Origin of the sequence: Paludisphaera borealis (assembly GCF_001956985.1) — a bacterium.
Lineage (GTDB): Bacteria > Planctomycetota > Planctomycetia > Isosphaerales > Isosphaeraceae > Paludisphaera > Paludisphaera borealis.
In genome coordinates this window covers 1,703,814-1,719,588 of record NZ_CP019082.1, presented here as the reverse complement: position 1 = coordinate 1,719,588, position 15,775 = coordinate 1,703,814, and the positions used below count along the sequence as shown (strand labels likewise).

General features: G+C 63.3%; 8 protein-coding genes, 1 tRNA gene and 1 pseudogene. 6 read left to right on the top strand and 4 right to left on the bottom strand.

Translation table 11 applies throughout. The annotated features are described in order from the left end of the window. Positions 1-80 precede the first annotated feature (80 nt). The 4 genes from BSF38_RS06750 (at position 81) to BSF38_RS06735 (ending at position 5,315) form a co-directional block, all read left to right on the top strand. On the top strand, positions 81-1,259 hold the full coding sequence (locus BSF38_RS06750; RefSeq protein ID WP_076344152.1) for a glycosyltransferase family 2 protein: 1,179 nt from the start codon (positions 81-83) through the stop codon (positions 1,257-1,259). 35 nt (positions 1,260-1,294) lie between these two features. Next, a complete protein-coding gene (locus BSF38_RS06745) occupies positions 1,295-2,536 on the top strand; it encodes a hypothetical protein (RefSeq protein WP_210405688.1) in 1,242 nt (413 codons plus the stop codon). A 177-nt stretch (positions 2,537-2,713) separates the two neighbouring features. Further along, positions 2,714-4,402, top strand: a complete 1,689-nt coding sequence (locus BSF38_RS06740; protein ID WP_076344148.1) for an ArnT family glycosyltransferase — start codon at positions 2,714-2,716, stop codon at positions 4,400-4,402. A gap of 13 nt (positions 4,403-4,415) precedes the next feature. Continuing rightward, positions 4,416-5,315 (top strand): class I SAM-dependent methyltransferase, encoded by a 900-nt coding sequence (locus tag BSF38_RS06735; protein ID WP_210405687.1) that lies wholly within the window; start codon positions 4,416-4,418, stop codon positions 5,313-5,315. 157 nt (positions 5,316-5,472) lie between these two features. On the opposite strand, the gene BSF38_RS06730 is transcribed toward BSF38_RS06735, so the two are convergent. Beyond that, complete coding sequence (locus BSF38_RS06730; RefSeq protein WP_076344146.1) at positions 5,473-8,547, bottom strand: DUF4082 domain-containing protein; 3,075 nt, start codon at positions 8,545-8,547, stop codon at positions 5,473-5,475. A gap of 1,445 nt (positions 8,548-9,992) precedes the next feature. On the opposite strand from BSF38_RS06730, the pseudogene BSF38_RS29840 reads away from it, so the two are divergent. Further along, positions 9,993-10,619 (top strand): annotated as a pseudogene (locus BSF38_RS29840) (NAD(P)-binding domain-containing protein). 254 nt (positions 10,620-10,873) lie between these two features. On the opposite strand, the gene BSF38_RS06715 reads toward BSF38_RS29840, so the two are convergent. The 3 genes from BSF38_RS06715 to BSF38_RS30585 all read right to left on the bottom strand — a co-directional run bounded on the left by BSF38_RS06715 (position 10,874) and on the right by BSF38_RS30585 (position 12,534). Next, positions 10,874-10,944 (bottom strand) — tRNA-Gln (locus BSF38_RS06715). Positions 10,945-11,074: 130 nt separating this feature from the next. After that, positions 11,075-12,139 carry a Gfo/Idh/MocA family protein gene (locus BSF38_RS06710; RefSeq protein ID WP_076344140.1) on the bottom strand — a complete coding sequence of 355 codons (1,065 nt, stop codon included), beginning with the start codon at positions 12,137-12,139 and terminating at the stop codon, positions 11,075-11,077. Positions 12,140-12,297: 158 nt separating this feature from the next. Beyond that, the gene (locus BSF38_RS30585) at positions 12,298-12,534 is read right to left on the bottom strand and encodes a hypothetical protein (RefSeq protein ID WP_145952001.1); all 237 of its coding nucleotides are present in this window, start codon (positions 12,532-12,534) and stop codon (positions 12,298-12,300) included. A gap of 359 nt (positions 12,535-12,893) precedes the next feature. Here BSF38_RS30585 and BSF38_RS06705 point away from each other — a divergent pair, with 359 nt between their 5' ends. Further along, positions 12,894-14,795 carry a hypothetical protein gene (locus BSF38_RS06705; RefSeq protein WP_237170773.1) on the top strand — a complete coding sequence of 634 codons (1,902 nt, stop codon included), beginning with the start codon at positions 12,894-12,896 and terminating at the stop codon, positions 14,793-14,795. The last annotated feature ends 980 nt before the right edge of the window (positions 14,796-15,775 follow it).

Here is a 15,775-nt window from a genome sequence, read left to right as displayed (position 1 = left end):
TTCGTAATCGACGGGGCCGCGGCTGCCGAGCACCGGAACGCGAGCCATCCGAGAATCAGCTCCTTGACGTGAGATCATCTATGGAAGCGCTCACGATCGCCGTTCTCCTCTTCTGGGCCTGCGCGGCCTTGATTTTCTATGCGTACCTCGGCTATCCCATCGTGATCTGGGCCCTGTCTCGGGTCTTCGGACGTCCGCCGACCCCACCGGCCGGAGACGACGGGGAGTGGCCGCTCGTCTCCCTGCTGATTCCCGCCTTCAACGAGGAGGTGGTGCTCAGCGATCGACTTCAAAACGCTTTGGCGATGGACTACCCGGTCGGCAAGCTGGAGATCGTCGTCGGCTCCGACGGGAGCACCGACGCGACGGCGGCGATCGCGCGGGCATACGCCGGCCGCGGCGTCCGGCTCATGGAATATGATCTCCGTCGGGGTAAGGCGACCATCCTGAACGAATCGATGCCCGAACTGAGCGGCGAGATCGTCCTCATGTCCGACGCGAACACGTTGCTCGATCCGGCGGCGCTCCGCAAGCTGGTCCGATGGTTCCGAGATCCGACCGTCGGCACCGTCTGCGGCCGGTTGCTGCTGATCGACCCGGCGGAGGGCCGCAACGTTGATGGACTCTATTGGAAATACGAAACGTTCATCAAGCAGTGCGAGAACCGGCTGGGAGCGCTCCTGGGCGCCAACGGCGGCATCTACGCGACACGCAAAGCCCTCTACTATCCGATCCCTGCCACGACGACCGTCGACGACCTCGTCATCCCGCTTCGAGCCAAATTGAAGACCGGGTGTCGGATCGTCTACGAGGCCGAAGCGATCGCTCGCGAGGAGACCGCGCCGGACATCAACGGTGAATTCCGCCGCCGCGCCCGGAACGGAACGGGCGATCTCCGGAGCCTGGAAATCCTCTGGCCACTCCTCAACCCGATCTGGGGCTGGACCGCTTTCACGTTTTTCTCGCACAAGGTCCTTCGCCTGGCCTGCCCGTTCCTCCTGCTCATCTTGCTGGGAAGCAGCTTGCTCTTACGCGATCATCCGCTGTACCAAGCGGCCCTGATTGGCCAGGTCGGCTTCTATCTCGTCTCCCTCCTAGCAGGACGCCTGCCTCCCCGCCCCAGGGCGTTCAAGTTCCTTCGACTCACTACCATGTTCGTCGGCATGAATCTGGCTCTGATGGTGGGGTTTTGGCGGTGGATCTGGGGCACCCAGAAGGGGACGTGGCGGCCCACCGGACGACACGGACAGCGCGCATGACATAGCCAATCGGACACCAATGGGGCAACGGCACGATGACCATCTTGATGGGCTCACTGACGCTGATCCTCTTTCTGCTGGCGACTCTCGGCACCGGGGCCGGGATCATCTACGCGTTCGCGAGCAGGAGGGGGTTCAACCGATGCCTGGTCTCGTACATCCTCCAGACCCGAAAGCGGCGGACAAGGCGACACACCGATCACATCCACGCGCTGATCTGCATCGCCGACCACTTTGAGCCGGGCAACGAGGGCGCATCGCCCGAGATCGCAATGGACCGGGTGCGGCGATGGGTCGAGATGTACCCCCGGCTCCTCGGCCAGTTTCGCGACAGCGACGGAATGCCGCCGCGTCACTCATTCTTCTACCCGATCGAGCAGTACAACCCGGAACACCTCGATCTCCTGTCCGAGCTTTGCAGCGCGGGGTTCGGCGAAGTCGAAGTGCATCTGCACCACGACGACGATACTGCCGAAAGTCTGCGCGCGACGCTTCTGAAAGCTAAAGAATCCCTGTCACGCCGCCATGGACTCTTGCCGAGACAGAAGGACTCGGGCGAGTTGGCCTATGGATTCGTGCACGGCAACTGGGCCCTGGATAATTCCCGATCCGACGGTCGGTGGTGCGGGGTCAATAACGAACTCAACGTGCTTCGCGAGACGGGTTGCTACGCCGATTTCACGCTGCCCTCAGCCCCAAGCTCGACGCAGACCCGAAAGATCAACAGTATCTACTACGCGCGCGACGACCCGCACCGACCCCGGTCCCATGACTGGGGGATCGACGTCGGCGTCGGGCCGGCCCCTCCCGACGCGCTCATGCTGATCCAAGGGCCTCTCGTGCTGGACTGGCGGCGTCGAAAGTGGGGGCTGGCGCCGCGAATTGAGAATGGCTGCCTTCAAAGCAATCAACCGCCGACCTCGGAGCGACTTGACCTGTGGCTACGAGCGAAAGTTCAAGTCCCCCGTCGACCCGACTGGTATTTCATCAAGCTCCATACTCACGGCGCTCCGGAGTCGAATCAGCGCGTCCTCCTCGGCGATCCGATGGTCGAATTTCATCGGACGTTGGCGCTGAGGTCGCAAGATGACCCTCGGTTCCATTTCCACTACGTGACCGCCCGCGAGATGTTCAACCTGGCCCGCGCAGCGGAAGCGGGCTGGACGGGATCGATCTCCGAAGCGCGTGACTACGAGATGGTCTGGGACGGACATTCCTCGACCTCGACGCGCGGCCCATCCGCGTCTGGAGAACGTCGCGGCCGAGCGCTGTCATGAGTCTCCAGGTCGTGAAAGCGAAGTTTCATCCAAGTCGCTCGCAACCTCGATCCAAAATCGGACGAAGCGATGAATTCAGAGGATCTGGAATTGTGTTCGAGATCAGGATCACAGGCGGTGATCGAACCGCCGCCTGGGGACTTCGCGACCGCGGCTGCCGTGCCACGATGGGCGTGGATGCGTTTCGATGTGGCCGTCGCCGCCCTCGCCGTACTCTCAACTCTCGCGGTCAGGTTAATTCACCTGGACGCGGCGCCATATGGCGGAGACGAGCGATACGTCGTCCTCCATGCTCTGAAGTTCGGCACGGGGGACCTCAACCCGAGGCACTTTGATTGGCCGGCGTCTCCGTTCTATTATTTGACGTTCTTCATCGACGGCTGCTATTTCGTCGGCGGATATCTTTTGGGATGGTTCCGGACCCCCACGGCCTTCGTCCTCGAATATCTCACCAATCCTCGGGCTTACTACTTCATCCCGAGGGCGATCTCCGCGGCCTTTGGGCTCGGGACGGCGTTCCTATTGATGAAGGCGACGAGTCGGATGGTCGACCGGCCGACCGGACGGCTTGCCGGACTTCTGCTGCTGCTCGGCCCGCTCCACCTCCAGATGAGCCGGACAGGCATCGCCGACGTACCGATGGCGTTCTTTACGGTCGCGGCGCTCTGCCTGGCGCTTCGGATCGCGATCTCACCAGAGGCCTCTCTCCGGGATTATCTACTGGCGGGCGTCATGGTCGGCCTCGCCACCGCCATGAAATACCATGGAGTCCTTTCGGCGAGCTTCGTGATCTCCGCGGACTTGTATCGAAGATTTCCTAAGTCGAAGTGGCGGGCCGTCCTAGACCTTCCCACTCAACCGCGCTTGATCGCGGCGGGCGCCGCATCGCTCCTGGCGTTCGTCGTGACGACTCCCTTCGCGGTTCTCGATCACCGCACCTTCCTCGCGGATCTGTCGTTCCAGATCGCCCATCAGCGTGGCATCGTCGAGCACATCGGCATCGTATCGCCGAGTTCGCCGATTCGAGAACTCGCGACGGCGATCCTCCCAGCGGTCGTCGGCTGGCCCATCCTGCTCTTGAGCGTCCTGGGGTTCGTCATCGTGATGGTTGATCACCGACGCTTCGGGCTTGCCGCGGTGATGCTGACGCCGTTGCTGATCCTCAACCTCTCCGCGTTCCTGATGAGCCGAGTCAAGTTTCCTCACTACTTGATACCAGCCACTCCGTGCCTGAGTGCTCTGGCCGCGATCGCGGTCCGCTCGATCACCGATCGCCTGGCCGAATCCGAGGTGAAAAAGAGCCTCCTGGCGGCTTCGCTGCTCGCGGCGATCCTCATCACGACGATGCCTCCCCAGCTCTCGTCCGTGCTGGCGCTCGGCCTCCCACATACGGGGACCGCAACCATGGCCTGGGTCCATTCCAACTGCGAGCCGGGAATGAAACTCGCGCTGGACGATGAGGAGGACTTGAATTTCCTTCCGACCACGGCTTCGCTGGATCGAAGCATCGCCGACGCGAATGCGGGAGATTATTCCGGAAGAGTCGATTACTATACGAACCTCAAACGCTTGATCGAGCGGGACGAGGATCATCCTCATTATGATCTTTACAGGCTGCACGCCTCGGACGCTGCGGGCGGTTATCTGGAATTCCTCCAGGCTGAAGGCGTCAGGTACTTCATCCGTTCCGAAGCGGTGCTCTCGATGTTCCGTCGCAATCGGCCGTCCCCGAACACCGAGGAGCGTCTCTGGTTCTACCGAGATCTCGAGGCTCGTGGGAAGCTCGTCGCCACGATCGAGGGCGATGGAAAGAAGCTCCGCGGGCGGGCCTTCCAGATCTTTGAACTCCCGTCGCGAGGTCGGTGAGAGCTAGCGCGGTTTGCACCTGAGTTGCACACGGGCCGAGGCTGAACTCCCTGGCGGTATTTTGGAGGGAAAGGACGTGACGGATCAGAAAGACTCCAGGACCCAGGAACAGCTCAGAGAGCACTACGAGATTGAAAAAGATCTGGCGAGCAGGTTGCGCAACGCCACAAGTGATGAACGGCAACACCTGTACTCCGCCCTCTACGACGAACTGTATCGGCGGGTGTCGCATCATCCTCGCAACACGCGAAGGCTGTCGTCCAAGGACAACGACAGGGCCGTCCGGGGACAAATGCTGTTCCTGCGACGCTTTCTGCGACCGGAATCCGTCTTCCTGGAAGTTGGACCCGGGGATTGCGGCCTGTCCTTCGAGGTGGCCAAGTACGTCCGGAAGGTGTACGCCGTCGACGTCTCCGCCGTGGCCACCAGAAACGCATCATGTCCAGACAACGTCGCTATTATGACGTTCGATGGAATCAACGTTCCTCTGCCGGGCGAGTCGGTCGACATCGCCTACAGTCATCAAGTGATGGAGCACCTGCACCAAGATGACGCCCAGGCCCAACTTCGGAGCATTTACGACGCGCTGGCGCCCGGGGGCAAGTACGTCTGCCTTACGCCGAATCGGCTGTACGGTCCGTCCGACATCTCGATGTACTTCGACGAGACTCCCACCGGTTTCCACATGAAGGAATACACCAATACCGACCTCTCGCGCCTGATGCTTCGGTCGGGGTTCGCAAAGGTGAAAGCCTATGCCGGCCTCAAGGGGCGGTTCGCTCCGGCGCCCAATTTCGTCATGGCGTCAGTCGAGGCCCTCTTGGGTATACTGCCGCATGCCTCGCGTCGGGCCATCGCCCAATTCCGCCCGGTCGCAAATGTCCTGGGTATCCGGCTCGTGGCGACGAAGTGATGGAGGCCGTCCCAAGCAACGGTCGTGAAGCAACAGTGAAACCGTAATCGAAAACGAGCGTCCCGCCGGACCTCCGCGTGAGCCAGAGTCCGGCAGGAAGCTCGTCTTTATGTCGATCATTCTAATCGATCAGCACGCCTGGGGCGATGACGATTCGTCAGGCCCACTTGTTCTTGCGACGAATTCCCCCGATCCGTGAGAAATCAAGTCCGCCGTCATCAGCGAAAACCTGATCCACGCCTGCCGGAGAAGGAGTCGTCACGCTGGTCGGAGTTGTTGACGAAGATAGAACTGTCGCCGACGTCGCGATGACGTTCAATGGCGCGATCGCGCTGGTCGCGACAGCCGGGGTCGTCGAGGCGGTCGCATTGGAAGACGTTTTGGCGGCAAACACGGGAGTCACCCAGTAATTGGACGCGTTCCAGGTCTGCGTCGGGAAGCCTCCCGCCGAGCCGTACTTGTACACGCCGCCGTTGGCCGGCACGCTGAGCGGGCCGCTCGTGTAAGCCGAGGCGAAGTAACCGCCGTCCGCCGCGTAGCGTCCTCCCGGAGCGAGGTAAGAGACCACGTAGACGGTGTTGGCGGCGATCGCCACCGGCGTGGAGAAGTTCACCTGCTGCCACCCCGAGGCCGTCTCCCCCGTGAAAGTCGCCGTGGCCAGGAGCTGGCCGGTGCTGCTCCAGAGATGGCCGACGTGGGTGCCGGTGTTGCCGCTCCCCTTGTAGAACCGGATGCCGGTGATCGAGCCGGCCGCGTTGGAGCTGAACTTCACCCCCAACTCGACGGCGCTCGTGTCCGGATCCGACGCCACGGTCGGCTGGGTCGAGGTGCTCCAGAGGGCGGACGACGTCGCGGGAGCAGCGACGGTGGTGAACGACCAGGTGGAGGACCCGACCATGGTGTTGCCGGCGGTGTCCTTGACCCCGCTGACGGTGACGGTGTAAACCGCCGACGAGGCCAACAACGACGTGGGCTTGAGCGTCGCCGTCTTGCTGCCGGCGTCGTAGGTGAGCGTCGTCGGCACGATGTTCTTGGCGGCGTCCCTAAGCACGAAGCTGATGGTCCCCGACTGGACCGCCTCGCTGAAGGTGGCCGTCACGCTGGTAGAAGTGGCCACGCCGGTGGCGTTCGCGGCCGGCGTCGTCGACGAAACCGTCGGAGGCGTCGTGTCGACGACAGGCGGTGCGGTCGTCGTGCCAGTGGAAAACACGGGAGTGACCCAGTAATTGGTCGCGTTCCAGCTCTGCGACGGGAAGCCTCCCGCCGAGCCGTACTTGTACACGCCGCCGTTGGCCGGCACGCTGAGCGGGCCGCTCGTGTAAGCCGAGGCGAAGTAACCGCCGTCCGCCGCGTAGCGTCCTCCCGGAGCGAGGTAAGAGACCACGTAGACGGTGTTGGCGGCGATCGCCACCGGCGTGGAGAAGTTCACCTGCTGCCACCCCGAGGCCGTCTCCCCCGTGAAAGTCGCCGTGGCCAGGAGCTGGCCGGTGCTGCTCCAGAGATGGCCGACGTGGGTGCCGGTGTTGCCGCTCCCCTTGTAGAACCGGATGCCGGTGATCGAGCCGGCCGCGTTGGAGCTGAACTTCACCCCCAACTCGACGGCGCTCGTGTCCGGATCCGACGCCACGGTCGGCTGGACCGAGGTGTCCCAGAGGGCGGACGACGTCGTTGAAGAAGGAACATCGGTGGTGAACGACCAGGTGGAGGTTCCGACCATGGTGTTGCCGGCGGTGTCCTTGACGCCGCTGATCGTGACCGTATAGGTCGTCGTCTGGGCCAGTGGCGACGTGGGCTTGAGCGTCGCCGTCTTGCTGCCGGCGTCGTAGGTGAGCGTCGTCGGCACGATGTTGTTGGCGGCGTCCCTGAGCACGAAGCTGATGGTCCCCGACTGGACCGCCTCGCTGAAGGTGGCCGTCACGCTTGTGGAAAGGCCCACGTTGATGGCGTTCGCGGCCGGCGTCGTCGACGAAACCGTTGGGGGCGTCGTATCGGGGCCTGATTGAAGTTCGTAGGCGCCGATGTCAACGCCTTTTCCGCTGGGTCGTGGTTTTCCGTCCAGGTCGGTCGTAGGCGCTTTCTGCGAGGTGCCCACGTCGATCAGCGGACTGGTGGCGGAAGGATGGTAGTCGTTGAGCGTCGTATTGACGAATGCCTTGGCCGGATCGAGCAAGAACGAGTGAACATCCTGCTTGTACTGGCTTTGCCAGGCGGCCAGTGACAGGAATGAGTCGCCGTCGTTGACGGAGAAATTCGAGGAGACCGCGTTGTAATCCATGGTCAGCCCGGTCAGGCTGGCGGCGGAGCCGGTGAGCGTGCCGTTGACGTTCGCGGAATACAAGACGTTGTTGAGGATCGTGTTGCCGGTGCTCGCATCGGCGAGCCGCAAGGCCCCTTGGCCGTCGGCCGCGACCATGACCGTGTTGTTGATCACGAGATTATTCGTGGAGCTCTGGGAAGCCTGGAGCTGAGCCAGGGTGATCCCCTTGGCGTGGGCGTTGTAGATCAGGTTGTTGCTGATGACCGAATTCTGCACGCCGCCAAGGTCGATCGCCGAGCCCGCTCCATATTTGGCGAGCGAGCCCCCCATCCCGACGTCATGGATGACGTTGTTCTGGACCACGGCGTTCGGGATGACGCCGACGCCGCCGTTGCTGACGTCGCCGTTGAGGAGGATGCCGTTGCCCAGAACGTTGGAGATCGTATTGCCCACGACCACCGGGCGGACGGCGCTGTTGGCGACGTAGATGCCGGTGTCCCAGCCCCCAGAGGTCGTGTTGCCCTGAACCAGCAGGTCCGTGGTGAAGCTGGTCATGACGCCGCACTGGTCAATCGAACGAAGCTGGATGGTGTTGTTGCTGATCACGACGCCGGTGCCGCCGCCGGCGGCGCGGACTCCAGTTCTCCAGTTGCCCTCGCTAGGAGCCGGGGCGATGGTGAAACCGGTGATGGTGATGTAGCTCACATTTTCGAGGTCGATCGCATCGGGCGTCTTGCTGTTCCGCGCATTGATGGTCGCGCCGGGCTCGGCCTTGAAGGTGATGGGAGCGGCGGCGGTCCCGCTCTGGGGGCCGTTCCAGCCCATGATGAAGCCGGCGTAAGAGCCGGCTTTAACGTCGACCACGTCGCCGGCCTGGACGGTGTCGGCAGCGTGCTGGAGCGTCTTCCACGGGGCGGCGGCCGTGCCGGCGCCCGTATCGCTCCCCGTCGGGGAGACGAAGAAGTTGCTCAGCACCAGCCGAGTCTCGAGCAGTTCGATCGGAGAGCGACCAAGCAGTCTCGCGTGTCGCCGTGCGGGCCGTCTTCGGCCCGGAAAAAAGATACGGTTTGATGATGTGAATCTTGATAGAATGGTCATCGGTCTAAACTCTCTTGATAATGCGGGGGAGTAGACGACCCTCGAACCGGGGACGGGTGCAAGCCGTTCCCGGTTCCCCAATATTTGCTGATGCGGAGAAATCGGTCGGGGAGGTGCTAGCGCCGCACGCCACCTCCGACCTTGGATGACAAGGAATCCAAGATTACCGCTCGAAGGAGCATCCGGCAAGTACCAAGTCGACGTACCAAGATAATAACAAGCAAATCTTCACCTCACTGCTTTAAAGCATTATTCACAAACACGTTGACGACAGCACTCGATGAATGCACGAATCGAGCGACCCGCACTTCAAGCATTGTTTATCACTTTTCACATTTCGTCTTACTTACACGTCATCACATATAAGTTCATTGTTTTCAAGACTGCGACCCAAGAAATGACTGCCTGAATTCAATTCGAAAACCACGTCATCGACGGCGCACTCATTAATTCAACATGAACTTCCTGAACACTCCGCCCCCGCCGGCTCGCCACACGGTCCGCCCACGTAAAAGCCGCCGTCGGGAACGCGTCGCAGGCTTATAGTCCATGGACTCGAATCACTCCGATTTCATGGACGCCAACGAATACATCAACGCGATCGGCCGCCTCTCCAAGGCCGACCATGGGCCGCCCAGGAGCAGCTTTCAACGCCTACACGGGACGATTCACAACAAGAAACGGGAAAGCGACGGGCCTGAGCAACGGCCTCATCCTCATGATCCTTCGACGAGCCGTTCGTCCTCCGAGACCTCTGTGTCCGTGGCGAAGTTCTTCGACCCAACGTATCGACTTCACACTTCAGGCTGGATGTTGTTCTTGGACCACCCCTTAATGATTTGGTCCGAACGTCGATCAAGCATGCCACAGTCATGACACTATGGCGGCGACTTGATCCTCCACGCCAATACGGACTAGCGTCGACGATTGTCAGTATTCACCTTCACTGCGATCGATCAAAGACCGAATTCTCATGAAGATCATTCATGAAAGGATCTTCGTGAATCTAGTAGGTCACTGTTGTCTTTTCGTCAACAAGAATAGTTCATCCGGCTGAAGCGCGGCACGGCGAATCATCAACGCCACGTCATCCGGGACGTCGACCTCGCCACCACGCTGATCGAGCGCCCGGAGGGACCGCCAAGACTCTCTCCGACGAATCAGGTCGGATCGAGGCGGGACGGCGGCTCAAGGAAACACTTCTTCTCGTCCGCCTGCCACAATGAGCGGGACACCCAAGAGGAACATCGACGAGCAACGCGAAATCCACGGAATCCGGCTCTCGGCAGTTCGAGCTTCTGTCCTAGATCGAATCGAGGACCGTGCAGGTGGGGATCATCGGTCTCGGGTACGTGGGCCTTTCGCTGGCGCGAGCGTTCGCGGAGCGGGGGATCACGGTGCTGGGCTTCGATCTGGACCCCGTCAAGATTGAGAAGCTCAATCGGGGGGAGAGCTACATCGGCCACATCTCGGACCAGATGATCCAGCGGGTCCAGGCGACGTCCGCTTTCCACCGGCTCGATGAGCCGGACGTCATCATCATCTGCGTCCCGACGCCGCTCACCGACGCGCGCGAATCCGACCTGACCTACATCGTCAATTCCACGACGTCGATCGCCTGAACGCTGCGGCCGGGCAAGCTCGTCATCCTGGAGAGCACAACGTATCCGGGGACGATCCGTCAGGTGGTCCTTCCGCTCCTGGAGGCTCGGGGACTAAAGCCGGGCCGGGACTTCTTTCTGGCGTTCAGCCCCGAGCGCGAAGATCCTGGAAATCCCCAGTTCTCAGCGCCGGCGATCCCGAGTCTTGCCCTCGATGCGGCATTATCCCGACCTGCGGAGGCCAGCCGGGGGCTGACTCCGGATTTCCTGGGCTCACGTGATTGCCTCTTGGTCTCGACGGACCATTCCGAGTGCGACTGGTCGTCGATCGCCCAGCAGCCAAACTGATCGTCGACACGCGGAACGCCTTGAAGGGCGTCACGGAGCCCCGGGCGAGAATCGTGAGGCCTGAGTGCTCGCGGTTTCCAGTTTCGTCACGAAGTCCAGGCGCGCGAAAAGACCCCGGTTGATGCCGGGGTCTTTTCATTTTCTCAGGTGGTGGAGCAGGAGGTCGACGGCACCGAAAAGCGACTCGAGAACCACTTCATCCGTCTTGTCGTAAACCTCTGCCTTGATTCAGCTTATAGGTGAATCTTGGTAAGCTGGGGATCTAGGATTCGAACCTAGACTAACTGCTCCAGAGGCAGTCGTGCTACCGTTACACTAATCCCCAAAGGCTCGTCGTGACGGTGTTCGTCACACACAAGGCATAGTAAAGAGTTCGGGCGAAGGTTGCAAGATCGGCTCGGGGGAGGTCGCAAAAAGTCAAAATAGGGAAGGGCGGGGGCTATGGCTACGAGCGTTCACAAGCTGGGATTGGAGAATTCCTGAAGCGGCAGGGTGACCGGAGTTTGATGGCGCGAGCTGCGGGCGACGGCTTCGGTGAACTGCATGTAATGAACGCCGGTCTCGAAATCGGTGTGGGTCACGGGACGTTCGCCGCGGATCGACGCCACGAAATCGGCCTCGACGTTCCAGCCTCCCCGGAGTTCGTCCGGGATCGGAAGGCGGTGCAGGGCCTCGCCGCGCCTCGCGCCCCGGATCTCGTCGCGGAGCAAGTCGTAGATCAGCGTCCCGTCCGCGCCGTACATGGCGACCGACATCGACCGCTCGTGCCAGAGGACCCCGCTGAAGCGGTAGACGCCCTGCGAGCCGTCTTGCTGCGTCGTCAGCACCTGGACGCTGTCGGGAGTCCCCACGCGCGTGGTTTTGCCGCTCACGGGGTCGAACCGCTCGCCGATCGCCTTGGACGCGTACGCCAGCACCCGGCTCGCCGGCGCGATCCAGCGCAGGACCGTCTCGTAGACTATCCCCACGGTCAGCATGTTAAAGCCCGAAAACCGCGTCTTCTGGCGCCAGGACATCGGCGTGTCGGGGTCGGCGAGGTCGCCGTTGAGACTGTCGACGTGCATTTCGCGGAGCGTGCCGAGGTAGCCGTCGGCGATCAACGAGCGCACGAACGATTCGCCGGTCAGGCCGTACGGGCTGGGAACGATCATGGCGACCTGGCCGGCGGCCTCGCGCGAACGATCGAGCATGCGCTGGGCTTCGCGCGCGTTCATCGCCATCCGCGCCTGGGTCAGGACGTGCTTGCCGGCGTCGAGGGCGGCGAGGGTCAAAGGGCAGTGAAGGTACGGCCACGCGCCGATGACGACCGCGTCGATCTCCGGATCGTGCACGAGTTCTTCCCAGTTGCCGTACGGCTTGGGAATGCCGAACTCGCGGGCGACGCGGACCGTCGTCTCGCGTCGACTGTTGCACACGGCGACCAATTCGACCCCGGGAATCGCCTGGAACCCGGGGATGTGCCGCGTCCGCGTCACCTGCCCCGCGCCCACGATTCCAATTCGCAAGCTTCCCTGCGACATGGTCGACCTCTCTTCGTGGCGATGCCCGATCGAGATGTTCCGAGGACGGCCGTCAGGTCCCGGCGTGCGGCGGGTCGCCGCCATGAACGAATTCTACGGTCGGGCGCGAAGCAGGCCAAGCGACCGGCGGCCGGCGAAATTCGAAGACGGCGGTCCGATCAAGGACGCCCACGCGCCGCCCGGCTGTAGTCGGCGCCCGCGTAACCGCCCACAAACATGGATTTCGAGCCGGGCTCGTCCAGAACCGGCCGTTGCGCGATGCGCGAGACGCCGGATTCGGGGGTCGACGAGTAATAACGATCTCTCCCGGCGCATCCGGCAGCGGTCGCCGACCAAAGAAACATGACGCCGGCGGCCAGGGCCAGGCGGACGGGGCGACCCGCGCGTTGGTTCATGATTGGACCTTTTCTTGACGGGCGGCCTTGCGCCTATCGATCGCGGCGCGGGATCTCAACAAATTCCCTCTGCTCAGTTCATTATCGGCGAGCGAACGGCGATTTCTTCCCTTCTCCTCACCAGGAAACGCCAACGGCCGCGCGTCGAAGCGGTTCAGGCGAGCTGGGAATGGGGAGAGGGGCCCGCCGGACCGAGAATGTCTCAAGTTTCGACGGCGATCCACGATCCGGCATTCCCATCGCAATCCATTCAAGCCGGGCGATAAGCACAACCGATCGAAAGCCTGTCGCAGCTCGGAAGGGCGATCCGACCGGGGATCGCGTGTCGGCTGTAGGGTCTTCGGGCGGAAGGGTTTCGGATGACAGCTCGGTCCCGACTTCGAACCTTGCTCGCGGTCGTCGCGACGCTCGCGGCCTGGCCGTCGGCGACCTCGACGGCCAGGCCGCCCGCCGGCGGCGCCGAGCCCCGGCCGGCGCTGGACGCCGCGGCCGGCTGGAAGATCGGCGAGCCCACGCCGCTGGTCGTCCGAGACGGGTCCGTGACGTTCCGGCCTCCCTTGAACGACCCGTCGGCCGAGGTTCTGGTCGTCGTGTCATCGCTCGCGAGGACGCCGGGCCCGTTCCCGATCCGGCTGGAAGCCCGGTCCGACGCTACCGCCGCCCCGCCCGATCGCGCCGACGACGGCCCGGTCCGGGCCCCGGCGCTCGCGCCGTTTCCCGGCAGTCCGGCGTCGGCCGAGGCCTCGAAGATTCCGGTCGCGGAGCGGACGTTCCATATGCTGGTTCGCGACGGCGACGTCAGCAGCGCGAGCAACTACCTGGCGGTGAAGGGAATCCTCCAGGCGGTCGGCCGGCGCGTCCAGGTGTACGTCGCGGCCGAGGACGCGGCGGGCGTCGACCGCGAGTTGCTCGCCGACCTGGTGACGACGTTCGACGACCACATCCAACCGATGGCCGCGCGGTCGATCGGCCTGGCCGAGGACGTCGACGGCGACGGCCGGTTCACGATCCTGCTTTCGAGCTGGCTGACGCGTCTCGGCGGCGGCCGCCACGCGGTCGACGGCTACGTCCGCGTGACCGATCTGGACGCGACCTATCCAACGCCCTTCGGCAACCGCTGCGACATGATGTACCTGAGCACGTCGCTCCGCCCCGGGCCTCATCTGCGGACCGTGATGGCTCACGAGTACACGCATGCGGTTGTCTTCACGCGTAAATCACTTCACGGAACAGGGACGGACCGATCCGGTCCCGAGGAGGAAGGCTGGCTCGACGAGGCCGCGGCGCATCTCTGCGAGGATCTGCACGGGTTCGCGAAGTCGAACCTCGACTACCGCGTCAGCGCGTTCCTGTCCCAGCCCGAGCGGTATCAGCTCGTCGTGGAGGACTATTACGCGGCCGATCTGTTCCGCAGCCACGGCAACCGCGGCGGCACATACCTGTTTCTGAGGTGGTGCGCCGACCGATACGGCCCGGACCTCTTGCCGACGCTGATCGGCTCGAAGCTGCGCGGAACGGCGAATCTGGAGGCGGCGACGGGGCGGCGATTCGCCGACCTCTACCGCCGCTGGTCGGTGGCTTTGTACCTGTCCGGCCTCGATCCCCGGGCCCCCGGCGCGACCGGCGATTTCGCCGGCTTCCGGTCGGTCGACGTCCGGGCGCCGCTCGACGAGTGGACGCTCGCCGGGCCGCGTTGCACGCGCGTCGGCCCGGACGCGGCGGCTGATTCGTGGGACGCCGTCGGCACCAGCAGCCATTACACCTTGGTGCGAGGCGGTCATGGCAAGGCCGTCGAGATCCGCGTCGACGGTCCGGCGGCCGCGGAGTTACAGGTAACCGCGATGCTCATGCCCCGCGACGTGCCGCGGCTGTCGCTGACTGCTCGAAGCTACGTCGGCGGCGACGGCGAAGTCTTCTTGCGGGCCACGGTGCGCGAGGACAACGGCCGCCCAGTCCGTCTGTCGACACTGGCGTGGGAACTGTTGTCGCCGCCGCCGGACCCGCGTCGCTCGGGCCCGCTTCCCGGCCGGCTCGACGAGTCAGGCGTCGCGGCCGGTTTCGACGGCTCGGCTCTCGACGCCGGCGCGGTGAAGCACTCGCGCCCCATCCGACTGCCGGGAATCAGCGCCTACTCGGGTCCCCTCGTCCTGAAATTGATCGGAGTCGACGCCGAGGGGCGCCGGGTCGCTGCCTGGGCGGAGCTCGACCACGCGGGCGACAGCCACCGACTCGGCCGGCCCCCGCTCGCGGGAAACCCTTGAACGGCCCTCCGAAAGGCTGAATCGCGGTGATGCGAGGGAGCGTCCATGTCGGTTGTTTGCGCTGTGCGATTGACCTGAAAGACGACACGCCTTAGACTAAAACTCGTTCAGAATCCACGCGGGCTGATGAAGCTATTGTCTCGCCTCCTCGTGTTTTGCTGGTGAACGATCTCCATCGCAACCATGAAAATCACGCTGGCCTTCGTCTTTGCTTTTCTGGCGTGCCAACTCGAACGGGCCGCTCCGCACGCGCCTGAAAAGCGAACTTCGCGCGAGCTTCAGCGCGTGGCAAGTTCGCCGTGCCGCCTCATCGACCCGGAACACCGGCACTCGTCCCCCTGTCGCTCATCCCGCGGGATGCTGTCGCACGGCGTCGCGTTTGAAAAAGACGACGACGACGTAACGGACCCGGAATTCCGCCTGGTATGCGTCTCCGATCGAGCAGGCGTCGACCGCCTCGCGTGGAGTCCGCCGCGTGGCCGTCGCGAGTCTACTCCCCCATTCCCTCGCTTGCTGGTCAGCGCCTCGCTGAGATGTTGAGACGCGCCGCTCCGCGCTGATCCGCTCCGGACCAGCCGCAGACGTCCCCTCCCTCCCACGACAACCTCCGCCGGCCTCTCTCGACGTTCTGCTTCCGGTCGAATGGAGAGGTTCGGGCATGACCACGAGCGGTCCAACACCACTCGTTCGATTCGGCAAGTCCGTGTCGGCTAGGTTTTTCCGTAGCGTCGATGGTCCGATCGTCGATCGGCCCGAGGTCTCGGAGCGTCCACCGGCGGCTACGGATTTCGAAAAACCTTTTGAGCTTCGATTGTGCCCGCGGGTAGTTTGCGGCGATGTCGAGTCCCATCGACGGCTCGGCCGCGGTACGTCGTCCGTACGCACGGGGGAGACTGGAACCCCCACCGATCGGCAAGCACGGCGCCTGCGGCGTCGGCTCGACCACCACAAACCCCTCTGGCCAGGCTCGGCGATCGAGG

Coding starts and splice junctions, on each gene's coding strand:
- BSF38_RS06750 (WP_076344152.1), top strand. CDS start 81: ATGGAAGCGCTCACGATCGCCGTTCTCCTCTTCTGGGCCTGCGCGGCC.
- BSF38_RS06745 (WP_210405688.1), top strand. CDS start 1,295: ATGACCATCTTGATGGGCTCACTGACGCTGATCCTCTTTCTGCTGGCG.
- BSF38_RS06740 (WP_076344148.1), top strand. CDS start 2,714: ATGCGTTTCGATGTGGCCGTCGCCGCCCTCGCCGTACTCTCAACTCTC.
- BSF38_RS06710 (WP_076344140.1), bottom strand. CDS start 12,139: ATGTCGCAGGGAAGCTTGCGAATTGGAATCGTGGGCGCGGGGCAGGTG.
- BSF38_RS30585 (WP_145952001.1), bottom strand. CDS start 12,534: ATGAACCAACGCGCGGGTCGCCCCGTCCGCCTGGCCCTGGCCGCCGGC.
- BSF38_RS06705 (WP_237170773.1), top strand. CDS start 12,894: ATGACAGCTCGGTCCCGACTTCGAACCTTGCTCGCGGTCGTCGCGACG.